Source organism: Pseudomonas sp. LSJ-87 (assembly GCF_032971465.1).
In the GTDB taxonomy this organism is placed as follows: domain Bacteria; phylum Pseudomonadota; class Gammaproteobacteria; order Pseudomonadales; family Pseudomonadaceae; genus Aquipseudomonas; species Aquipseudomonas putida_Z.
Genome location: NZ_JAWJYQ010000013.1, coordinates 38,837 through 61,538, shown reverse-complemented (window position 1 = coordinate 61,538; position 22,702 = coordinate 38,837). Strand labels below are relative to the sequence as shown.

The following is a 22,702-nucleotide window of genomic DNA, read 5'->3' as shown; positions in this document are numbered from 1 at the left end:
CATGACCACGCTTTTCGATCCGATCACCCTGGGCGACCTGCAACTGCCCAACCGCATCATCATGGCCCCGCTCACCCGCTGCCGGGCCGACGAAGGCCGCGTGCCCAATGCGCTGATGGCCGAGTACTACGTGCAGCGCGCCAGCGCCGGGCTGATCCTCAGCGAGGCGACCTCGGTCAGCGCCATGGGCGTCGGCTACCCGGATACCCCTGGTATCTGGAACGACGAGCAAGTGCGTGGCTGGAACAATGTGACCAAGGCCGTGCATGCCGCTGGCGGGCGCATCTTCCTGCAGCTGTGGCACGTTGGCCGCATCTCCCACCCCAGCTACCTGAACGGCGAGCTGCCGGTGGCCCCCAGCGCGATCCAGCCCAAGGGCCATGTAAGCCTGGTGCGCCCGCTCAGCGACTACCCCACCCCACGCGCGCTGGAAACCGAAGAAATCATCGACATCGTCGAGGCCTACCGCAGCGGTGCCGAGAATGCCAAGGCTGCCGGTTTCGATGGCGTAGAGATCCACGGTGCCAACGGCTACCTGCTCGACCAGTTTCTGCAGAGCAGCACCAACCAGCGCACCGACCGCTACGGCGGCTCGCTGGAAAACCGTGCGCGGCTGCTGCTGGAAGTGACCGATGCGGCCATCAAGGTGTGGGGCGCAAACCGCGTGGGCGTGCACCTGGCGCCGCGTGCCGATGCCCATGACATGGGCGATGCCGACCGTGCCGAAACCTTTACCTACGTGGCCCGTGAGCTGGGCAAGCGGGGTATTGCCTTCATCTGCTCGCGGGAAAAGGAAGCCGATGACAGTATCGGCCCGCTGATCAAGGAAGCGTTCGGTGGCCCGTACATCGTCAATGAGCGGTTTGACAAGGCCAGTGCCAATGCAGCCCTGGCCAATGGCAAGGCCGACGCCGTGGCGTTTGGCGTGCCGTTCATCGCTAACCCTGACCTGCCGGCGCGGCTGGCGGCGGATGCGCCGTTGAACGAGGCGCGGCCGGAGACTTTCTATGGCAAGGGGCCGGTGGGGTACATCGATTATCCGCGGTTGTGATTCAGGGCCATTCGCGGGCACGCCCGCTCCCACAGGTACAGCGACAAGCTTGAAGATTGTGCTGCCCCTGTGGGAGCGGGCGTGCCCGCGAAGAAGGCTCAGGTGATCTCACGGCCGGGCGTTGATCTGCTGCTGCAGGTTCTGGATCTGGCTCTGCAATGTATTCAGGTTGCGGGTCGTCTGCGCCCGGAAGGCGTCGAATTCCTGCACCGAAGCACCACTGGACGCCGCCGCGGCCGGGCGGTTGTCGATCTGGCTCTTGAGCACCAGGATGTCCTGCTCCAGGTCCTGGATGGCCGCGCTCGGGTTACCCTGCTTCTTCAGCGCTGCCACCTCGTTGCCCAGGCTCTTGAGCTGCCCGTCCAGCTTGGCGCCATCAGCCTGCGCGGCCTTCAGCGCAGCAACCTGTTCGTTCAGGCCCTTGAACTGCGTATCCAGCTTGCCACCATCGACCTGCCCCGAGCGCAACGCGGCCAGCTCGCCATTCACTGCCTTCAGTTGCGCCTGCAACTGGCTCTGCAGCTCGGTCACGGCCTTCTGCTGTTCACGGGTATCGGCCAGCACCTGCTCCAGGCGCTTGCCCAGGTCGCCGGTCTGCCCGGCCACACCCTTCTGCAACTGGCGCAGCTGCAGCTTCAACGCCTCGCTGTTGGTAGTGGCGCCGGACTCGCTGGCCGCCACCTTGCCGCTGATCGCCTGCAGGCGCCCGGCAGCCTCTTCGCTGATGCGGGCGAAGCTTTCCTGGGTCGCCACCAGTTGCTGCTCCATCAGCGAGATCTGCTGGAAGCTCCACCAGCCAAGGCCCGCCAAGGCGATGAACGAGGCCCCGAGCAATGCCCATAGCGGCGCCGTGCTGGCACCGCGAGCGGCTTTCTGGCGGCTGCGCACCACGTGCGCCGGCATCAGTTCGTCATCGTCATGGGTGCCGGCCCTCAGGGTAGGCACGTCATCGTAGTCATCGTGAGCATGGTTACGCATGGATACATTCAACCGCGGTAGTCGCAAAGAGGCACGAGTATAAACCGCCAGCGCGGCGCGTTGATGACCATTGTCAGCCGAGCGGCTTCACTGCCCCGGCGGCTGGTGCTTCCACCAGGCACAGAATTCATCCAGCGCCGTCCACAGGCTGACCTTGGGCTGGTAGTCCAGGTACTGCCGGGCGCGGCTGATATCCAGGGTGAAATCGCGGCTCATCACCTGCATCCCCAGGCGCGACAGGGTCGGTTGCGGGCGCCCCGGCCACAACATGCAGGCCGCCTCGTTCAGCGCGGCCAGGCTGTAGGCCAGGCCGTAGGAGCGGTACCGGGTTACCTGCGGCAACTGCATCTGGCGCATCACGTAGTTGACCACGTCCCACAGCGGCAGCGGCTGGCCGTTGCTGATGTTGTAGGCCTGGCCCAGCGCCCGGTCGTCGGCGAACAGGGCACTGAGCAGCGCTTCGTTGAGGTTGTGCACGCTGGTGAAATCGACTTTGTTCAGGCCGTTGCCGATGATCGCCACACGCCCCTTGCGCTGCATCTGCATCAGCCGCGGGAAGATACTGGCATCGCCGGCGCCGGTGACGAAGCGCGGGCGCAGCGCCAGCACCTCGAGGCCGAACTCCTGGGCACCGAACACTTTCTGCTCGGCCATGTGCTTGGTCTGCCCGTAGTGGTCATGGAAGCGGCGCGGCACCTGCTCTTCCCGGATGTCCAGGCGCGAGCGGCCATTGAAGTAGATCGACGGCGACGACAGGTGTACCAGCCGCCGTACGTGCTCCTTCAGGCAGCCCTCGACCACGTTTTCGGTGACCACCACATTGCCTTGATAGAAGTCCTGGTAGCGCCCCCAGTTGCCCACTGCGCCGGCGCAGTGCACCACCGCCTCGACCCCCTGGCACAGGCGGCGGGCCAGCTCGGCATCACCCAGGTCGCCGGGGATGAACTGGGCGCCGCGCTTGACCAGGTGCTCGACCCCTTCGGCTCGACGGCCGCTGACCCGCACGTCCAGGCCCTGCTCCAGGGCAAAGCGCGCAAAGCGCCCGCCAATGAAGCCACTCGCGCCGGTGACCAGAATTCGCATGTAAGACTCCGTCTTGCCAGATTTCAGATGCAACTGACGCCAGCCGTGGCTACAAGGGCACCAGCCATTGCCGTGCGGTGTGCCGCAGGTGGTCGGTCAGTTGCGCGAGCAGTTGCCCGCCATTGCGCCAATGATGCCAGTACAGCGGCACATCGATGGGGGTATCGCTGCAGATTTCCACCAACTGGCCGCTGGCCAGTTGCTCGCGAGCCTGCAGTTCCGGCACCAGGCCCCAGCCCAGGCCGGCTTCGGTCATGCGCAGGAAGCCTTCGGACGACGGGCACAAGTGGTGCAGGAAGCCATCCTCGATGCCCAGCGATGCCAGGTAGCGGTGTTGCAGGAAGTCGTCCGGGCCGTACACGATCGCCGGGGTACGGGCCAGGCGGCTGGCAGCGAAGCCCTGCGGAAAATGCCGCGCCATGAACCCGGGGCTGGCCAGCGCCCGGTAGCGCATGGCGCCCAGCGGCAGGCTGCGCGCGCCGGCGACCGGCCGCTCGCTGCCACACAGGCAGGCCGCCACTTCGCCCGCACGCATGCGTTTCAGGCCCACTTCCTGGTCTTCCACCACCAGGTCGGTCAGCACGTTCTGCTGTGCGCAGAAGTTGCCCACAGCGCCGGCCCACCAGGTAGCCAGGCTGTCGGCGTTGAGGGCGATGCGCAGGCGCTCCGGCATGCCCTCCTCGTCCAGCGCCGGCACCTGGCGCTGCAGGTCGCGTTCGAGCAGGCGCACCTGCTGCACATGGTTGAGCAACTGGCGGCCGACTTCGGTCGGGCTTGGTGGTGTGGCACGCACCAGCACCGGCTGGCCGACCCGCGCCTCGAGCAGCTTGATGCGCTGGGAGATGGCCGACTGCGACAAGCCCAGCACCTGCGCCGCGCGTTCGAAACCGCCCTGCTCGATCACCGCGGCAAGGGCGGCCAGCAGCTTGTAGTCGAACATCGATTTTCCTAATGACGGATCAGCTCTATTTGTTTTTCTTATACAGCGTGGTTCATCACAATGACCAGCATCTTTTGGACTCTTTGGAGAGCACGCCATGTGGCAAAGCTATCTCAACGGCATGCTCGTGGCCTTCGGCCTGATCATGGCCATCGGTGCACAGAACGCCTTCGTCCTCGCCCAGAGCTTGCGCCGCGAGCATCATTTGCCGGTGGCGGCACTGTGCATCGTCTGTGACGCCATCCTGGTGGCGGCCGGAGTGTTCGGCCTGGCCACCGTGCTGGCGCACAACCCGACGTTGCTGGCGATCGCCCGCTGGGGCGGTGCGGTGTTCCTGATCTGGTACGGCGCCAAGGCTTTGCGCAGCGCCTGCTCCAGGCAGAGCCTGCAGCACCAGCAAGGCCAGGGTGCGCGCTCACGCCGCGCGGTACTGCTCAGCGCCCTGGCGGTGACCCTGCTGAACCCGCACGTGTACCTCGACACGGTGCTGCTGATCGGCTCACTGGGCGCCCAGCAGGCTGCGCCTGGCGCCTACGTGGCCGGCGCTGCCAGCGCCTCGCTGCTGTGGTTCTCGACCCTGGCGATCGGTGCCGCCTGGCTGGCACCGTGGCTGGCCAGGCCGGCGACCTGGCGCATGCTCGACCTGATGGTGGCGGTGATGATGTTCGCGGTGGCGGCGCAGTTGATCTTCAACTGACCTCAAGGGCCCTATCGCCGGCAAGCCAGCTCCCACAGGGATATCACCAGGCCTGAGGTCGGTGATATCCCTGTGGGAGCTGGCTTGCCGGTGATGAGGCCCTTGCAGGCAATAGCTGACGCCACTGGTCGGCACGCCCCGACCGCTCTGGAACCTCTATTCCCTATCTTTGTTGCGTGGTTATGCGCCGGGCCCGGTGCTATGATCCAGCCCTTGCGTCGCAAAGAGTACAAACTCGCCGACGCTCATCGGGCCGCCCGTGATCGGCCTTGCGCAAACCGCAAACAGACCTGAATCAGGAGATCCACCATGGCTTTTGAATTGCCGCCGCTGCCGTACGCCCACGATGCCCTGCAGCCGCACATCTCCAAGGAAACCCTGGAGTATCACCACGACAAGCACCACAACACCTATGTCGTGAACCTGAACAACCTGGTCCCAGGCACCGAATTCGAAGGCAAGACCCTGGAAGAGATCGTCAAGAGCTCTTCGGGCGGCATCTTCAACAACGCCGCTCAAGTCTGGAACCACACCTTCTACTGGAACTGCCTGGCACCAAACGCCGGTGGCCAGCCGACCGGTGCCCTGGCTGACGCCATCAACGCCGCTTTCGGTTCCTTCGACAAGTTCAAGGAAGAGTTCACCAAGACTTCGGTTGGCACCTTCGGTTCCGGCTGGGGCTGGCTGGTGAAGAAGGCTGACGGTTCCCTGGCCCTGGCCAGCACCATCGGCGCCGGCTGCCCGCTGACCAGCGGCGACACCCCGCTGCTGACCTGCGACGTCTGGGAACACGCCTACTACATCGACTACCGCAACCTGCGTCCGAAGTACGTCGAGGCGTTCTGGAACCTGGTCAACTGGGCCTTCGTTGCCGAACAGTTCGAAGGCAAGACCTTCAAGGCCTGAGTCATTCAGCCCTGAACGAAAAACCCGGCCCGGTGCCGGGTTTTTTTATGCCTGTACCGGCCTCTTCGCGGGTGAACCCGCTCCCACAGGTACGGCGCAGCTTGTGGACTTGATGCTATCCCTGTGGGAGCGGGTTTACCCGCGAAAAAGCCAGCACGGTTTTGCTTGCTCAGCCCGCATAGCACGCTAACATCAAACCTCTGGAAGATTGTTACAGCGCATTCAAGTTGCGGGGTCAGGCAACCGATACACTATTGATGGTCGGCCGATAGTGTATCGTCATCGTTGATGGCAAAATGATGCCATGCGCATGGATTAAGGAAACCCCATTGAAGCTGGAATTGCGGAACAGCTTGTCGGTCAAGTTGCTCAGGGTCGTGCTGCTGTCGGCGCTAGCGGTCGGTGTCGTGCTCAGCTGTGCGCAAATCGTCTACGACACCTACAAGACCCGCCAGGCCGTGAACAACGATGCCCAGCGCATCCTCGACATGTTCCGCGACCCCTCGACCCAGGCGGTATACAGCCTCGACCGCGAAATGGGCATGCAGGTGATGGAAGGCCTGTTTCAGGACGAATCGGTACGCATGGCCTCCATCGGCCACCCCAACGAAACCATGCTGGCGGAAAAGTCCCGCCCGTTGCAGGACATGTCCATGCGCTGGCTGACCGACCTGATCCTCGGCCAGGAACGTACCTACACCACGCAACTGGTCGGCCGCGGCCCCTACAGCGAATACTACGGCGACCTGAGCATCACCCTGGACACCTCGTCCTACGGCGAAGACTTCCTGATCAACGCCGTGATCATCTTCATCTCCGGTGTGCTGCGGGCCCTGGCCATGGGCCTGGTGCTGTACCTGGTCTACCACTGGCTGCTGACCAAACCGCTGTCGAAGATCATCGAGCACCTCACCCAGATCAACCCCGACCGCCCAAGCCAGCACCAGCTGCCGCTGCTCAAGGGCCACGAGAAGAACGAGCTGGGCCTGTGGGTAAATACCGCCAACCAGCTGCTGGCCTCGATCGAGCGCAACACCCATCTGCGCCACGAGGCGGAAAACAGCCTGCAACGCATGGCCCAGTACGACTTCCTCACCGGCCTGCCCAACCGCCAGCAGTTGCAGCAGCAACTGGACAAGATCCTCGTCGACGGCGGCCGCCTGCAACACCGCGTGGCGGTACTGTGCGTAGGCCTGGACGACTTCAAGGGCATCAACGAGCAGTTCAGCTACCAGGTCGGCGACCAGCTGCTGCTGGCCCTGGCCGACCGCCTGCGCGCCCACAGTGGCCGCCTGGGCGCCCTGGCACGCCTGGGTGGTGACCAGTTCGCCCTGGTGCAGGCCAATATCGAGCAGCCCTACGAGGCGGCCGAACTGGCGCAGAGTATCCTCGACGACCTGGAAGTGCCGTTCGACCTCGACCACCACCAGCAGATCCGCCTGCGCGCTACCATCGGCATCACCCTGTTCCCGGAAGACGGCGACAGCACCGAGAAGCTGCTGCAGAAAGCCGAACAGACCATGACCCTGGCCAAGGCCCGTTCGCGCAACCGCTACCAGTTCTACATCGCCAGCGTCGACAGCGAGATGCGCCGCCGTCGCGAGCTGGAAAAGGACCTGCGCGAAGCCCTGCCGCGCAACCAGCTGTACCTGGTGTACCAGCCACAGATCAGCTACCGCGACCACCGCGTGGTCGGTGTCGAGGCATTGCTGCGCTGGCAGCACCCGGAGCTGGGCATGGTGCCGCCAGACCAGTTCATCCCCCTGGCCGAACAGAACGGCAGCATCATCAGCATCGGTGAATGGGTGCTCGACCAGGCCTGCCGGCAATTGCGCGAATGGCACGACATGGGCTTCAGCGAGCTGCGCATGGCGGTCAACCTGTCCACCGTGCAGCTGCACCACAGCGAACTGCCGCGGGTGGTCAACAACCTGCTGCAGGCCTATCGCCTGCCGCCGCGCAGCCTGGAACTGGAAGTCACCGAGACCGGCCTGATGGAAGACATCAGCACCGCCGCCCAGCACCTGCTGAGCCTGCGCCGCTCCGGAGCATTGATTGCCATCGACGACTTCGGCACCGGCTACTCGTCGCTCAGCTACCTGAAATCGCTGCCGCTGGACAAGATCAAGATCGACAAGAGCTTCGTCCAGGACCTGCTGGACGACGATGATGACGCCACCATCGTTCGCGCCATCATCCAGCTGGGCAAGAGCCTGGGGATGCAGGTGATCGCCGAAGGCGTGGAAACCGCCGAACAGGAAACCTACATCGTCGCCCAGGGCTGCCACGAGGGCCAGGGCTACCACTACAGCAAGCCGCTGTCGGCCCGTGAGCTGACCAACTTCCTCAAGCAGGCGCAGCGAAACCAGGTTTCGATGCTCTGAGCCCCCTGCCCGGTTACAGGCCGTGACCGGCATTTACACGAATTGCATGCCCGCCCCCTTTACAGCAAATGCAAATCTTTCGCATGATGTTGCGGTTTCGCGTGCCACGGCGCACGGTCCACCCCTTGGTCCAACCACACGACGCAGGAAAACCAATAATGATTCGAATGCCTCTGGCCTCCGCCAGTCTGCTGGCCATTGCCATCGCTCTCGCCGGTTGCGGTGAAGGCAAGGACGACAAGGCCGCCGCGCCGCAAGCCCAGGCACCTGCTGCCGCCAGCACCACCACTGCGGCGCCCGGGGCTGTCGACGAAGCCGCCGGCAAAGCCGTGGTCAAGCATTACGCTGAGCTGGTCTACGCCGTGTACAGCGACTCGCTGAGCACCGCCAAGACCCTGCAGACCGCAGTCGACGCGTTCCTGGCCAAGCCCAACGACGAAACCCTGAAGGCAGCCAAAGAAGCCTGGGTCGCCTCGCGCGTACCGTACCTGCAGAGCGAAGCCTTCCGCTTCGGCAACACCATCATCGACGACTGGGAAGGCCAGGTGAACGCCTGGCCGCTGGACGAAGGCCTGATCGACTACGTCGACAAGAGCTATGAGCACGCCCTGGGCAACCCGGCGGCCAACGCCAACATCATCGCCAACACCGAGATCCAGGTGGGCGAAGAAAAGATCGACGTCAAGGACATCACCCCCGAGAAGTTGGCCAGCCTGAACGAACTGGGCGGCTCCGAGGCCAACGTCGCCACCGGCTACCACGCCATCGAGTTCCTGCTCTGGGGCCAGGACCTGAACGGCACCGGCCCGGGCGCGGGCAACCGTCCGGCGTCGGACTACCTCGAAGGCAAGGGCGCCACCGGTGGCCACAACGACCGCCGCCGTGCCTACCTGAAAGCGGTCACCGACCTGCTGGTCAAGGACCTCGAAGAGATGGTCGGCAACTGGGCACCGAACGTCGCCGACAACTACCGCGCCAAGCTGGAAGCCGAGTCGGTCAACGACGGCCTGCGCAAGATGCTGTTCGGCATGGGCAGCCTGTCGCTGGGTGAACTGGCTGGCGAACGCATGAAGGTTTCGCTGGAAGCCAACTCGCCGGAAGACGAGCATGACTGCTTCAGCGACAACACTCACTACTCGCACTTCTACGACGCCAAGGGCATCCGCAACGTCTACCTGGGCGAGTACACCCGCCCGGACGGCAGCAAGGTGACCGGCCCGAGCCTGTCGTCGCTGGTGGCCAAGGTAGACCCGGCCGCCGACGCCACCCTCAAGGCCGACCTGGAAGCCACCGAAGCCAAGATCCAGGTGATCGTCGACCACGCTCTCAAGGGCGAGCACTACGACCAGCTGATCGCTGCCGACAACGCAGCCGGCAACCAGATCGTGCGTGACGCTATCGCCTCCCTGGTCAAGCAGACTGGTGCGATCGAGCAGGCCGCGGGCAAGCTGGGCATTGCCAACCTGAACCCGGATACTGCGGATCACGAGTTCTGATCCTGCTGTAGCGGTTCTGAAAGAGGCGGCCTTCGGGTCGCCTTTTTTGCTTCCGGCCCTATCGCCGGCAAGCCAGCTCCCACAGGTACCCCACAGGGCTCAAGGGCTGTGAAGTACCTGTGGGAGCTGGCTTGCCGGCGATAGGGCCCGACCAGGCACCACAGACCATGGCCAACTGACACCGATTTCATCCAGCAATTGCAAATTGCTCTTATTCAAACTCCCTCACCCTGCTAAGCTTGCACGCCGGTTTTTCGCTCACGCCCAGGATTCTCGATGTCCTTGTCGCTGTCCCGACTCTCCCCCCTGCTGCTGGCCTTTGCCCTCGCCGCCTGTGACGACGCCCCGCGTTTCACCCAGGCCGAGCCCGGCGAAGCGTTGTCGGGCGGCAAAGCCACTGTGCAGCGCACTGACCGCAATGCCTATTCCCTGCCCTCGGCCAACCTCTCGCCCGAGCGGCGCCTGGACTTCGCCGTAGGCAACAGCTTCTTCCGCAACCCCTGGGTGATCGCCCCGTCCACCACCACCGCCCGTGACGGCCTGGGCCCGCTGTTCAACACCAATGCCTGCCAGAACTGCCACGTGCGCGACGGCCGCGGCCACCCGCCAGAGCCGGGCGACAGCAACGCCGTATCGATGCTGGTACGCCTGTCGATCCCCGACCAGCCCTACCTGGCCAAGGTGGTCGAACGCCTCGGCGTGGTGCCGGAGCCGGTCTATGGCACCCAGCTGCAGGACATGGCCATCCCCGGCGTGACGCCGGAAGGCAAGGTGCGGGTGAGCTACACCAGCGAAACGGTGTCGTTCGAGGACGGCCACCAGGTCGAGCTGCGCAAGCCGGCCCTGCAGATCACCCAGCTCGGTTATGGCGTGATGCACCCCGACACGCGCTTTTCGGCGCGGGTGGCGCCGCCGATGATCGGCCTGGGCCTGCTCGAAGCCATCCCCGAAGCCGACCTGCTGGCCAACGAAGACCCGGATGACCACAACCGCGACGGCATCCGCGGCCGGGCCAACCGGGTGTGGGACGATGCCCAGGGCAAGACCGTGGTCGGCCGCTTCGGCTGGAAGGCCGGGCAGCCCAACGTCAACCAGCAGAACGTGCACGCCTTTGCCGGCGACATGGGCCTGACCACCACCCTGCAGCCCAACGACGACTGTACCCCGGCGCAGGCCGACTGCCTGGCCGCGCCCAACGGGGACGGTGCCAATGGCGAGAAGGAAGTCAGCGACAACATCCTGCGCCTGGTCACTTTCTACACCCGCAACCTGGCCGTGCCGGCCCGCCGCGACGTGGGCTCGCCACAGGTGCTGGCGGGCAAGAACCTGTTCTATCAGGCTGGCTGCCAGGGCTGCCATACACCGCAGTTCACCACCGCCGCCAATGCCGCCGAGCCGGAGCTGGCCAACCAGCTGATCCGTCCCTACAGCGACCTGCTGCTGCATGACATGGGCCCGGGCCTGGCCGACGAGCGCACCGAATTTGCCGCCAACGGCCAGGACTGGCGCACCCCGCCACTGTGGGGCATCGGCCTGAGCGAAACGGTCAGTGGCCACAGCCAGTTCCTGCACGACGGCCGCGCCCGCAACCTGCTCGAAGCCGTGCTCTGGCACGGTGGCGAGGCCGAGGCGGCACGCAATTTCGTACTCACTTTCAATGCCGAGCAGCGTGCCGCGTTGCTGGCTTTCCTGAACTCACTTTAAAAAGCGCAAAGGAGCCGGGCATGTTCCGACCCAAACTGTTGTTCACCAGCCTCGCCGCACTCGCCCTCGGCGCCTGCTCGCCGCAGGACCCGCAAGCCGTGACCTCCGCTGCCATCGCCAAGCAGGTGATCCTGCCCACCTACAGCCGCTGGGTCGAAGCCGACCGCACGCTGGCCGCCAGCGCCCTGGCCTACTGCGAAGGCAAGGAAACCCTGGACAAGGCCCGTGCCGACTTCCTCAACGCGCAAAAGGCCTGGGCCGAGCTGCAACCGCTGCTGGTCGGCCCGCTGGCCGAAGGCAACCGCGCCTGGCAGGTACAGTTCTGGCCCGACAAGAAGAACCTGGTCGGCCGCCAGGTCGAGCAGCTGGTCAACGCCGACCAGCCGGTCGATGCCGCGGCCCTGGGCAAGGCCAGCGTGGTGGTACGTGGCCTGTCGGCCTACGAGTACATCCTGTTCGACAGCAAGCCGGACATCGCCACAGCCGAGCAGAAAGCCCGCTACTGCCCGTTGCTGGTGGCCATTGGTGAACACCAGAAGGCCCTGGCCGAAGAGATCCTCAAGGGCTGGAACAGCACCGACGGCATGCTCTCGCAGATGACCAAGTTCCCCAACCAGCGCTACGCCGACTCCCACGAGGCCATCGCCGACCTGCTGCGCGCTCAGGTCACCGCCCTGGACAGCCTGAAGAAAAAGCTCGGTGCGCCGATGGGCCGCCAGAGCAAGGGTATCCCGCAGCCACTGCAGGCCGAAGCCTGGCGCAGCCACAGCTCGCTCAAGAGCCTGGAGGCCAGCCTCAAGGCCGCCGAAGCGGTCTGGGTCGGGGTCGACAACCAAGGCCTGCGCGGCTTGCTGTCCAGCGATCAGAAAGCCCTGGCGGACAAGATCGATGCCGCCTACGCTGCCTCGCTCAAACTGCTGGCCGCCAACCAGAAGACCCTGGGCGAGCTGCTGGCCGACGACGCCGGCCAGCAAACCCTGAACCAGATCTACGACAGCCTCAACGCCGTCCACCGCCTGCACGAAGGCGAGCTGGCCAAGGCGTTGAACATCCAGCTGGGCTTCAATGCCAACGACGGTGACTGATCATGCTGCGACGCCAGGCCCTCAAACTCGGTAGCGTATTGCTCAGCGCCCTCACCCTGGGCGGCTGGAGCCTGTTCCGCAACAAAGGCAGCGAGCCCCTGCTGCTGTCGGCGCGTGACGACGGCGACGGCAAGCACTATGCGGTCGGGTTCCGCCTGGACGGCACCCAGGTGTTCAGCACCCAGGTCGCCCAACGTTGCCATGCCATCATCCATCACCCGGACCTGCCGATCGCCCTGTTCGTCGCCCGCCGTCCCGGCACCGAAAGCTACCTGGTCGACCTGCGCGACGGGCGCCTGCTGCAGACCGTCACCTCGCAGCCGAACCGGCACTTCTACGGCCACGCGGTCATCCACAAAGGTGGCGAATGGCTGTATGCCACCGAGAACGACACCACCGACCCGGGGCGTGGCGTACTCGGTGTGTACCGCTTCGAAGGCGAGCGCCTGGTGCACAGCGGGGAGATTCCGACCCACGGCATCGGCCCGCACGAAGTGGCCTGGCTGCCGGACGGCGAAACGCTGATCGTGGCCAACGGCGGTATCCGCACCGAAGCCGAAAGCCGGGTGGAGATGAACCTCGACGCCATGGAACCGAGCCTGGTGCTGATGCAGCGCGACGGTACCCTGCTGAGCAAGGAAACCCTGGCCCAGCAGATGAACAGCGTGCGCCACCTGGCGGTAGGCAGCGATGGCACTATCGCCGCCTGCCAACAGTTCATGGGCGATGCCGATGAAACCGCAGAGCTGCTGGCGATCAAGCGCCCGGGCGAGCCGTTCAAGGCCTTCCCGGTGCCGGAGCGGCAGTTGCAGGCCATGGCCCAGTACACCGCCAGCGTGGCTATCCACAGCGAGCTGCGGCTGGTGGCGCTGACCGCGCCACGGGCCAACCGCCTGTTCGTCTGGGACCTGGACAGCGGCGCGGTGCGGCTGGATGCGCCAATGCCCGATTGCGCAGGGGTGGGCGCGGTACAGGACGGCTTTGTCGTCACCTCCGGGCAGGGCCGTTGCCGGTTCTATGATTGCCGCAAGGCCGAGCTGGTCGGGCAACCGATGAACCTGCCGTCCGGTTTCTGGGACAACCACCTGCATCTCGTCTGATTTTCGGGTTGGCTGTACTGGCCCCTTCGCGGCTAAAGCCGCTCCCACAGGAATAGCGCAACCCGCTGACTGCGCGGTCCCTGTGGGAGCGGCTTCAGCCGCGAAGGGGCCGGCCCAGGCATTCCACTCCCCTTCCCCCCAAAAACAGTCAATACTTCCCCCATCCACACGTGGGCAGGATCGCCCGTTGTCGTGTCTAAGCGAATAACAACCGCATCCAAGGAACCGGACCTATGCTGCGCCGCCGCATGCTCATCATGTTGGCCGTGGTTCTGCTGATCGTGCTGGCCCTGGGGGGCTACAAAGCCTTTTCGATCTACCAGCAGATCCAGATGTTCACTGCCCCCAAGCCGCCCATCACCGTGGCGGCAGCCTTGGCCGAACAGCGCCCGTGGCAAGAGCGCCTGCCCGCCGTCGGCAGCCTCAAGGCGCTACAGGGCGTGGAGCTGAGCCTGGAGGTGGAGGGTATCGTCAAGGCCCTGCATTTCGACTCGGGCCAGCAGGTCAAGGCCGGGCAACTGTTGCTGCAACTCAACGACGACCAGGAAACCGCCCTGCTCGGCACCGCCCAGGCTGACCTGGGCCTGGCCAAGGTAGATTTCGGCCGTGGCAGCCAGCTGGTCGGCGACTCGGCCATCTCCCGCGGCGAGTTCGACCGCCTCACCGCCCAGTACCGGCGCAACCAGGCGGTGGTCGACCAGCTCAAGGCATCGAAGACCAAGAAGAGCATCAGCGCCCCGTTCAGCGGCACCATCGGCATTCGCCAGGTGGACGTCGGCGACTACCTGGCCGCCGGCACGGTGATCGCCACCCTGCAGGACACATCCAGCCTCTACGTCGACTTCAACGTACCGGAACAGGCCCTGCCGCACCTCAGCCTGGGCCAGCAGGTGCTGGTGCAGGTGGCCGCCTACCCGGGCCAGACCTTCCCCGCCAGCCTCAGCGCCATCAACCCCAAGGTCGAGGAAACCACGCGCAACCTGCTGGTGCGCGCGACCATGGCCAACCCGGACGGCAAGCTGCTGCCTGGCATGTTCGCCAGCCTGCTGATCCTGCTACCCAACCCGCAGCCACAAGTGGTAGTGCCGGAAAGCGCCATCACCTACACCCTGTATGGCAACTCGGTGTACGTCGCCACGCCGAAAAAGGACAAGGACGGCAAGCCGGAAAACGACGACAAGGGCCAGCCGCAGCTCACCGCCGAGCAGCGCACGGTGCAGACCGGCGAGCGCCGTGACGGCGTGGTGGTGGTCAGCAAGGGCCTGCAGGCCGGGGAACAGGTGGTCACCGCCGGCCAACTGAAGCTCACCCCCGGCGCCGCGATCCGCATCGGCCAGGACAAAGCCCTCAAGCCCGCACAGGGCGCGCCGGGCAAGGACTGACAGGAGGCTGGCATGGCGTTCACCGACCCGTTCATCCGCCGCCCGGTGCTGGCCAGCGTGGTCAGCCTGCTGATCCTGCTGCTGGGCTTCCAGGCCTGGAACAAGCTGCAGATCCGCCAGTACCCGCAAATGGAAAACGCCCTGATCACGGTGACCACCGCCTACCCCGGCGCCAACGCCGAGACCATCCAGGGCTATATCACCCAGCCGCTGCAGCAAAGCCTGGCCAGCGCCGAAGGCATCGACTACATGACCTCGGTGAGCCGGCAGAACTTCTCGATCATTTCCATCTACGCCCGCATCGGCGCCGACAGCGACCGGTTGTTCACCGAACTGCTGGCCAAGGCCAACGAAGTGCGCAACAAGCTGCCCCAGGACTCGGAAGACCCGGTACTGAGCAAGGAAGCCGCCGATGCCTCGGCGCTGATGTACATCAGTTTCTACAGCAAGGAGATGAGCAACCCGCAAATCACCGACTATCTGTCACGGGTGATCCAGCCCAAGCTGGCGACCCTGCCGGGCATGGCCGAAGCGGAAATCCTCGGCAACCAGGTGTTCGCCATGCGCATCTGGATCGACCCGGTGAAACTGGCAGGCTATGGCCTGTCGGCCACCGACGTGACCAATGCCGTGCGCCGCTACAACTTCCTTTCCGCGGCCGGCGAGGTGAAGGGTGAATACGTGGTCACCAGCATCAACGCCAGCACCGAGCTGAAGTCGGCCGAGGCGTTCGCCGCCCTGCCGGTCAAGACCAGTGGCGACAGCCGCGTGCTGCTGGGCGATGTGGCACGGGTCGAGATGGGGGCGGAAAACTACGACACGGTCAGCTCGTTCGACGGCACCCCATCGGTGTACATCGGCATCAAGGCCACACCGGCCGCCAACCCGCTGGACGTCATCAAGGAAGTGCGGCGCATCATGCCCGAGCTGGAAAGCCAGCTGCCCTCGGCGCTGAAGGTATCGATCGCCTACGACGCCACGCTGTTCATCCAGGCCTCCATCGATGAAGTGATCAAGACCCTCGGCGAAGCGGTACTGATCGTCATCGTGGTGGTGTTCCTGTTCCTCGGTGCCCTGCGTTCGGTGCTGATCCCGGTGGTAACCATTCCGCTGTCGATGATCGGTGTGCTGTTCTTCATGCAGATGATGGGCTACTCGCTCAACCTGCTGACCCTGCTGGCCATGGTGCTGGCCATCGGCCTGGTGGTGGACGACGCGATTGTCGTGGTGGAGAACATCCACCGGCACATGGAAGAAGGCAAGTCACCGTTCGACGCCGCCCTCGAGGGCGCCCGCGAAATCGCCATGCCGGTGGTGTCGATGACCATCACCCTGGCAGCGGTGTATGCACCGATCGGCTTCCTTACCGGGCTCACCGGCGCGCTGTTCAAGGAGTTTGCCCTGACCCTGGCCGGTGCGGTGATCATCTCCGGCATCGTTGCCCTCACCCTGTCACCGATGATGTGCGCCCTGCTGCTGCGCCAGGAACAGAACCCCAGCGGCCTGGCCCACCGCCTGGACATGCTGTTCGAACGCCTGAAGGTGCGCTACCAGCGCCTGCTGCACACCACCCTCGACAGCCGGCCTGTCGTGCTGGTGTTTGCCGTGATCATCCTGTGCCTGATTCCGGTACTGCTGAAGTTCACCCAGAACGAACTGGCGCCGAACGAGGACCAGGGGGTGATCTTCATGATGAGCAGTTCGCCGCAGCCGGCCAACCTTGATTACCTCAACGCCTATACCGACGAATTCACCCCGCTGTTCAAGGCTTTCCCCGAGTATTACTCGTCGTTCCAGATCAACGGCTTCAATGGTGTGCAGACCGGCATCGGCGGCTTCCTGCTCAAGCCCTGGAACGAGCGCGAGCGCACGCAGATGGAGCTGCTGCCGCTGGTGCAGAGCAAGCTCGAGGAAATCAGTGGCCTGCAGATCTTCGGCTTCAACCTGCCGTCGCTGCCCGGCACCGGCGAGGGCCTGCCATTCCAGTTCGTCATCAACAGCGCTGGCGACTACCCGGCACTGCTGGATGTGGCCCAGCGCATCAAGGCCCGCGCCCAGGAATCCGGCAAGTTCGCCTTCCTCGACATCGACCTGGCCTTCGACAAGCCCGAGGTGGTGGTGGATATCGACCGGGCCAAGGCGGCGCAGATGGGGGTGTCGATGGACACCTTGGGCAGCACCCTGGCGACCTTGCTGGGCGAGGCGGAAATCAACCGCTTCACCCTCGAAGGCCGCAGCTACAAGGTGATTGCCCAGGTCGAGCGGCCGTACCGCGACAACCCCGGCTGGCTGAACAACTACTACGTGAAGAACGACCAGGGCCAACTGCTGCCACTATCCACCCTCATCACCCTCACCGACCGCGCCCGCCCGCGCCAGCTCAACCAGTTCCAGCAGCTGAACTCGGCGATCATCCAGGGCGTGCCCATGGTCAGCCTGGGCGAGGCGCTGCAGACCGTGCAGGGCATCGCCCGCGAAGAGGCTCCGGAAGGCTTCGCCTTCGACTATGCCGGCGTGGCCCGCCAGTACGTGCAGGAAGGCAGCGCGCTGTGGGTGACCTTCGGCCTGGCGTTGGCGATCATCTTCCTGGTGCTGGCGGCGCAGTTCGAAAGCTTCCGCGACCCGCTGGTGATTCTGGTGACGGTGCCGTTGTCGATCTGTGGCGCGCTGCTGCCGCTGTTCCTGGGCGTATCGAGCATGAACATCTACACCCAGGTCGGGCTGGTGACGCTGATCGGGCTGATCAGCAAGCACGGCATCCTCATTGTCGAGTTTGCCAACCAGTTGCGTGAGGAGCGCGGCCTGAGCGTGCGCGAGGCGATCGAGGAGGCCGCGGCGATTCGCCTGCGGCCGGTGCTGATGACCACGGCGGCGATGGTGTTCGCCATGGTGCCGCTGATCCTGGCGACCGGGGCGGGGGCGGTCAGCCGCTTCGACATCGGTACGGTGATTGCCACCGGGATGTCGATCGGCACGCTGTTTACCCTGTTCGTGTTGCCTTGTATCTACACCCTGCTGGCGCACAAAGAGGTGGCCAGAGCGACTTCGGTTGCCTGAACCGGCCTCTTCGCGGGTAAACCCGCTCCCACAGGTACGGCACCGGATCCGGAATGGGTGCAGTACCTGTGGGAGCGGGTTCACCCGCGAAGAGGCCGGCAAGGCAAATGCAAAAATGCCAGAGGCCCCGCAATCGCGAGGCCTCTGGCATTTCCATCTACACCGGGTTCAACCGAACGGCCGCAACCCCTGGCGCATGCCGAACAGGAACAGCAACAGGTCCTGATCCGGCGCGGCCTCGGTCTGTTGCTGCGGTTTCACATCCCGCGGCAACGCGCACTGGTCGGCCAGCTCGGCCTTGCTGAACACTGTCGGCCTCGGCTCTTCCCACGCAGCCACCGCCGCGGTGGTCACCGCCAGGCCAGCTACCAGGAACAAAGCTCGAGCTATTTCTAGTTTCATTGCCCTAACCCTTTGACAGCGCTGCCAAACGCCATCTGGTAAAAGTAGAGCAGTGTTTGCCATTCCGCGTCATTGATCGACGAATGGCGGCGCAACTGGCGCAGGTCATTGCCCGCCGCGCGCTGGCAGCTGATGCGCCGCCGGCATTTTTCCAGGTCCAGCAGGGCGACTTCGACCCGGGCCTGCTCGCCCTCGCCAATCACCTTGATGAACACGTGCTTGCCATACAGGCAGCCGTGCTGCCAGTGCCCCAGGTGCATGCGCGCCAGGTTGTCCGCCAGGTCCTTGAGCATGCGCTCATGCACCACCTGCGGGTAACGCTCGCGGGCACCTTCGGCATGCCAGGTGTCGAGTTCGACAAAGCCGTCGAGTGCTTCGCTCACCAGCAGCGCACGCCACTGCTGGTCGGCACCACGCTCGGCGCCACAGAAGACGATGCGCGGTACACGCACGCCCAGTTGCTCGAAGCTGTTCAACGCATCGAGTTCACGCAATACGGTCGGCCGGCCGAAAGGGTGCAGCAGGCTACGGTAGATATGCCCGACCTGGCGCTTGGCATACAGCAGCTTGCCATTGCCATCGTCGAGGCGTTGCACACCACTCTCGCCACCACGGCGCTGGTTAGGCTCCTCGACCCACTCGCCTTGCTGGCGCCAGTAAAAATCGAACCGCGACTCCCCTCTCTGGGCTACAGCCATCAAACACTACCCCTTACGCAATACATAGACCCGCCACATGGCATAGAACGGCAGGAAGTCGAGGCGTTCCTGGATTCTGAAGCCGGCGGCTCGGAATTCTTCTTCGACCGTGTCGGCCGGTAACACAAAACGGTTCTGGTAATTGTCCTGGTCGCCCTTCCTGGCGCTGCGACGCTGTTCCAGCTTTTTCCGGCGCCAGGCCTTGAAGTTGCCATCCACCCACAAGGACAGGATCACACTATCACGGCTAACCCGTTGAAATTCCGACAGAATGGTCTTTCTGTGCGCCGCTTCGCCAATGTGGTGGAACAAGCGCATGCAGAAAATGCTGTCCACCGAGTTGTCCGGCAAGTCGATGGCAAACGCCGAAGTCTGCAAAGGGCGTACCCGTGCAACCACCTCTGGCGCTTGCGCGGTACAGGCTGTCTCGATCATCGCTTCGGAGTTGTCGGCGCCGATGATCACCCGGTTGGGCTTTTCTGCCAGCAATGGCCAGAAGCGGCCTGCACCGCATGGCAGGTCGAGGACTAGCCCAGGCTCACCAGCCAATGCCAAGGCGCGACGCGCCAGCTGCTCATCACGCTTGTGGGAAAGGCGTCGCGCCAGGCCATCCTGGTGCTTGAGAAAGTACTCGCGCGCATGTTCTTTGTCGTACTTCTCGGAAAATTCAAGCTTGATGGGGCTACGCATTGGGCATCTCCTGACTCCATTCCGCCCACATTAGGTAAGCAAGCGTAGGAATCAGGTCATGCTGATGTGAAAAATATGTTGAGCGCCGAATGACCTGTTACAACAGATTACTCGACCAAAGCCTCCGGGTCGCCCTTGGCCACGGTATTGCTCAGGTCCACCATGAAACGGCAGCCGTGCGGCAAGGTCGAGGTCAGGGTGACATGCCAGCCCTGGTCGTCGCAGATCCGCTGTACCAACGACAGGCCCAGGCCCAGGCCCTCGCCGCGCCGCTCGTCGCCGCGCACGAACGGCCGGAACATCGCCTCGCGCTGCTCCTCCGGGATACCTACGCCGCTGTCCTCCACGCTGAAGCCGTTGGCTTCCAGGCTAAGCCGGATATAGCCGCTATCGGTGTAGTGCGCGGCATTGCGCAGCAGGTTGCCCATCACCGACTGCAGGAAGGTGGCGTTGTACAGCACCGGGCTGGCACTGACGCGACCATCGAAATACAGGGCCAGGCCCTTCTGTTCGATGGTGTCGCGCCAGACCCCGACCAGTTCGTCCGCCACTTCCCGCAGGGTGGCCCGCGAAGCCACGGCGCCCTCGTCGCGCTGTGCCCGGGCCAGCATCAGGAAGGTCTTGACCAGTTCGCGCATTTCTTCCGTGGCCCGCGCCACACGCTCCACCTGGCTGCGCGAGCGGGCGTCCAGCGTCGGGTTTTCCATCAGCAGTTCGCACGAGGTGGCCAGCACCATCAAGGGCGTGCGCAGTTCATGGCTGACATCGCTGGTGAACAACCGTTCGCGGGTCAGCGCATCGCGCAGGCGGCCCAGGGTATCGTCGAAGGCTACCGCCAGCTGGCCGACTTCGTCCGCGGCATAGTCCGGCGCCAGCGGCGGGGCCAGGCCCAGCAACTGGTCACGGTGGCGTACCTGGCGCGCCAGGCGGATCACCGGCGCCATCACTCGGCGCGCCACCAGCCAGCCGAGGATGGCCGCCAGCACCAGGCTGAGCAGGAAGCCCACCACCACCACAGCAAACAGCACGCGCTCGCGTTCCTCGAAGTCGCTCTGGTCCTGCAGCAGCACATAGCGGCGGCCATCGACGATCTCGACCATGGCGTGGTACGACAGCTGATCGCGGAATACCTCGTGGAAGCCGCGGTCGAGGTGGCGCAGGTCCTTGGGCAGCTCGAAGTCGTCACGCCCGCCGCTGAAGTAGAACAACTGGTCGGGGCGTGGCCGGTGGCTCCAGTCGCTGACGCTGTCCATGCGCAGCAGGCGTTGCAGGTCACCGCCCAGCACCGAGGAAATCAGCCGCTCTTCGACCAGGTGCACGGTGCCGACGATGCCGAAGGCGAAGGCCCCGGCCACCAGCGCGCTCATCAGGGCAAAGGCGATGATGATGCGCTGGGCAAGGCTTTGCTTAAACTCCATCACGGCCCTCGGCGAGGCGATAGCCGACGCCATGGACGGTATGCAGCAGCGGTTTTTCAAACGGCTTGTCGATCACCTGGCGCAACTGGTGCACATGGCTGCGCAGGCTGTCGCTGTCAGGGCAGTCATCGCCCCACAGGGCTTCTTCCAGCACTTCGCGACGCAATACGTGCGGGCTCTTCTGCATCAGCACCGCCAGCAGCTTGAGGCCGACCGGGTTGAGCTTGAGCAGGCGGCCCTGGCGGGTGACTTCGAGGGTGTCGAGGTCATAGCTGAGGTCGGCCACCTGCAAGGTGCGGCGCCCGCCGCCCTGGGCCCGGCGCAGCACCGCTTCGATGCGGGCGGCCAGCTCCGACAGGGCGAAGGGCTTGAGCAGGTAATCGTCGGCACCGGAGCGGAAGCCTTGCAGGCGGTCGTCCAGTTGGTCGCGGGCGGTGAGCATGATCACCGGCGTATCGCGGCGGGCGTCTTCGCGCAGCCGCTTGCACAGGGTGTAGCCGTCGATGCCCGGCAACATGATGTCGAGCACGATCAGGTCGTAGTGCTCGGTGGCTGCCAGGTGCAGGCCGGACAGGCCATCCTGGGCGCAGTCGACGGTGTAGCCCTTCATGCCCAGGTAATCGGCCAGGTTGGCCAGGATATCGCGGTTGTCTTCAACCAAAAGAATGCGCATCGGTTTCTCCTGTGCGGCGCTTCTCGCTGTGGTGCGCGGCAGGCGCAGCTTAAGGCCTATGCCTGCAGGGTGCCAGCCCCAGGGAAAATTCAGCGCACTTGACGGTTTTTTCACTGATCCTTCACGGACACAGGATAGCGGGCGGCCGACAATGCCCGATCTTTTTCGCGCCCTGGAGCCGTCATGCAGCAACCAACCCGCCCTCGCCCGATCAATTTCTGGCTGTACCTTGGGCTACCCCTGGCGACCGCGCTTGGCTTGATCCTGCTGGAACTGACCTCGGTCGACATGGACATTGCCAACCTGTTCTTCGACCCTGCTGCCGGGCAATTCATCGGCCGCCACAGCTATTTGCTGGAGAACATCCTGCATGACCGGGTCAAGCAGGGGGTGATCCTGCTGGGGGTGATGTCGCTGGTGACCTTTGCTGCCAGCTTCTTCTGGAAGCGGCTGTTCGGCTGGCGCCGTGAGCTGGGCTGCCTGGTACTGGCACTGGGCCTGTCCACGGCGTTTGTCACACCGCTGAAGAAAGTGACCCAGGTGCAATGCCCGTGGAGCCTGACCCAGTTTGGCGGCAAGGAAACCTACAGCAAGCTGCTGGAGCCGCGGCCGGCGACCGACAAACCCGGGCTGTGCTGGCCGGGCGGGCATGCCGCCACCGGGTTCTGCCTGTTCGGGCTGTTCTTCATGTTGCGTGATCGCAAGCCGAGGCTGGCGCGGGTGGCGTTGGCGGTGGCCTTCGTCGCCGGGTCGGTGCTTTCGCTGGGGAGGATGATGCAAGGGGCGCACTTCCTTTCGCACAACGTGTGGACGGCGGTGTTCTGCTGGTTGATCGGCTTGGGGTCGTATTACCTGGTTCTGTATCGTCGGGGAATGGCTGAGGTACCCGCCGCTGAGCGTAGCGTCGCCTGAACCCGGGGCCGCTTTGCGGCCCTTTCGCCGGCAAGCCAGCTCCCAC

Annotated in this window: 19 protein-coding genes; 11 read left to right on the top strand and 8 right to left on the bottom strand. The window is 64.5% G+C overall.

Annotation, left to right across the window (positions count from 1 at the left end; all coding sequences use genetic code 11):
* The first annotated feature begins 1 nt into the window (after position 1).
* Complete coding sequence (locus tag RYH74_RS09970) at positions 2 to 1,051, top strand: alkene reductase (RefSeq protein WP_317409333.1); 1,050 nt, start codon at positions 2 to 4, stop codon at positions 1,049 to 1,051.
* Between the two features lie 108 nt (positions 1,052 to 1,159).
* On the opposite strand, the gene RYH74_RS09965 is transcribed toward RYH74_RS09970, so the two are convergent.
* From RYH74_RS09965 to RYH74_RS09955, 3 genes are all read right to left on the bottom strand, one after another.
* Positions 1,160 to 2,029: a hypothetical protein gene (locus RYH74_RS09965; RefSeq protein WP_025340516.1), complete on the bottom strand. Its 870-nt coding sequence runs from the start codon at positions 2,027 to 2,029 to the stop codon at positions 1,160 to 1,162.
* A gap of 87 nt (positions 2,030 to 2,116) precedes the next feature.
* Positions 2,117 to 3,112, bottom strand: a complete 996-nt coding sequence (locus RYH74_RS09960; protein ID WP_085614284.1) for an NAD-dependent epimerase/dehydratase family protein — start codon at positions 3,110 to 3,112, stop codon at positions 2,117 to 2,119.
* 49 nt (positions 3,113 to 3,161) lie between these two features.
* Complete coding sequence (locus RYH74_RS09955; protein WP_054573319.1) at positions 3,162 to 4,052, bottom strand: LysR family transcriptional regulator ArgP; 891 nt, start codon at positions 4,050 to 4,052, stop codon at positions 3,162 to 3,164.
* A 97-nt stretch (positions 4,053 to 4,149) separates the two neighbouring features.
* Here RYH74_RS09955 and RYH74_RS09950 point away from each other — a divergent pair, with 97 nt between their 5' ends.
* The 9 genes from RYH74_RS09950 to RYH74_RS09910 all read left to right on the top strand — a co-directional run bounded on the left by RYH74_RS09950 (position 4,150) and on the right by RYH74_RS09910 (position 17,863).
* On the top strand, positions 4,150 to 4,749 hold the full coding sequence (locus RYH74_RS09950; protein ID WP_003258234.1) for a LysE/ArgO family amino acid transporter: 600 nt from the start codon (positions 4,150 to 4,152) through the stop codon (positions 4,747 to 4,749).
* A 309-nt stretch (positions 4,750 to 5,058) separates the two neighbouring features.
* On the top strand, positions 5,059 to 5,655 hold the full coding sequence (locus RYH74_RS09945) for a superoxide dismutase (RefSeq protein ID WP_013974076.1): 597 nt from the start codon (positions 5,059 to 5,061) through the stop codon (positions 5,653 to 5,655).
* A gap of 329 nt (positions 5,656 to 5,984) precedes the next feature.
* On the top strand, positions 5,985 to 8,039 hold the full coding sequence (locus RYH74_RS09940) for a putative bifunctional diguanylate cyclase/phosphodiesterase (RefSeq protein WP_025340519.1): 2,055 nt from the start codon (positions 5,985 to 5,987) through the stop codon (positions 8,037 to 8,039).
* Between the two features lie 158 nt (positions 8,040 to 8,197).
* Complete coding sequence (locus RYH74_RS09935; RefSeq protein ID WP_317409332.1) at positions 8,198 to 9,535, top strand: imelysin family protein; 1,338 nt, start codon at positions 8,198 to 8,200, stop codon at positions 9,533 to 9,535.
* 276 nt (positions 9,536 to 9,811) lie between these two features.
* On the top strand, positions 9,812 to 11,239 hold the full coding sequence (locus RYH74_RS09930) for a di-heme oxidoredictase family protein (RefSeq protein ID WP_075046243.1): 1,428 nt from the start codon (positions 9,812 to 9,814) through the stop codon (positions 11,237 to 11,239).
* A gap of 20 nt (positions 11,240 to 11,259) precedes the next feature.
* The gene (locus RYH74_RS09925) at positions 11,260 to 12,324 is read left to right on the top strand and encodes an imelysin family protein (RefSeq protein ID WP_025340522.1); all 1,065 of its coding nucleotides are present in this window, start codon (positions 11,260 to 11,262) and stop codon (positions 12,322 to 12,324) included.
* A gap of 2 nt (positions 12,325 to 12,326) precedes the next feature.
* Complete coding sequence (locus RYH74_RS09920; protein ID WP_013974083.1) at positions 12,327 to 13,424, top strand: DUF1513 domain-containing protein; 1,098 nt, start codon at positions 12,327 to 12,329, stop codon at positions 13,422 to 13,424.
* Between the two features lie 233 nt (positions 13,425 to 13,657).
* The gene (locus tag RYH74_RS09915; protein ID WP_075046245.1) at positions 13,658 to 14,806 is read left to right on the top strand and encodes an efflux RND transporter periplasmic adaptor subunit; all 1,149 of its coding nucleotides are present in this window, start codon (positions 13,658 to 13,660) and stop codon (positions 14,804 to 14,806) included.
* Positions 14,807 to 14,818: 12 nt separating this feature from the next.
* Entirely contained in the window at positions 14,819 to 17,863 is a 3,045-nt protein-coding gene (locus tag RYH74_RS09910) for a multidrug efflux RND transporter permease subunit (protein ID WP_317409330.1), read from the top strand.
* Positions 17,864 to 18,031: 168 nt separating this feature from the next.
* On the opposite strand, the gene RYH74_RS09905 is transcribed toward RYH74_RS09910, so the two are convergent.
* From RYH74_RS09905 to colR, 5 genes are all read right to left on the bottom strand, one after another.
* Entirely contained in the window at positions 18,032 to 18,265 is a 234-nt protein-coding gene (locus RYH74_RS09905; protein WP_286918954.1) for a hypothetical protein, read from the bottom strand.
* Entirely contained in the window at positions 18,262 to 18,963 is a 702-nt protein-coding gene (locus RYH74_RS09900; RefSeq protein WP_025340526.1) for a lipopolysaccharide kinase InaA family protein, read from the bottom strand. The genes RYH74_RS09905 and RYH74_RS09900 overlap by 4 nt, the downstream gene beginning before the upstream one ends.
* Positions 18,964 to 18,969: 6 nt before the next feature.
* Positions 18,970 to 19,653, bottom strand: a complete 684-nt coding sequence (locus RYH74_RS09895) for a class I SAM-dependent methyltransferase (protein ID WP_025340527.1) — start codon at positions 19,651 to 19,653, stop codon at positions 18,970 to 18,972.
* Positions 19,654 to 19,760: 107 nt separating this feature from the next.
* Positions 19,761 to 21,071 carry a sensor histidine kinase gene (locus RYH74_RS09890; RefSeq protein ID WP_286100539.1) on the bottom strand — a complete coding sequence of 437 codons (1,311 nt, stop codon included), beginning with the start codon at positions 21,069 to 21,071 and terminating at the stop codon, positions 19,761 to 19,763.
* Entirely contained in the window at positions 21,061 to 21,744 is a 684-nt protein-coding gene (gene colR / locus RYH74_RS09885; protein ID WP_003255215.1) for a two-component system response regulator ColR, read from the bottom strand. The genes RYH74_RS09890 and colR overlap by 11 nt, the downstream gene beginning before the upstream one ends.
* A 183-nt stretch (positions 21,745 to 21,927) precedes the next feature.
* On the opposite strand from colR, the gene RYH74_RS09880 reads away from it, so the two are divergent.
* Positions 21,928 to 22,656: a phosphatase PAP2 family protein gene (locus tag RYH74_RS09880; RefSeq protein WP_075046248.1), complete on the top strand. Its 729-nt coding sequence runs from the start codon at positions 21,928 to 21,930 to the stop codon at positions 22,654 to 22,656.
* Positions 22,657 to 22,702: the final 46 nt, after the last annotated feature.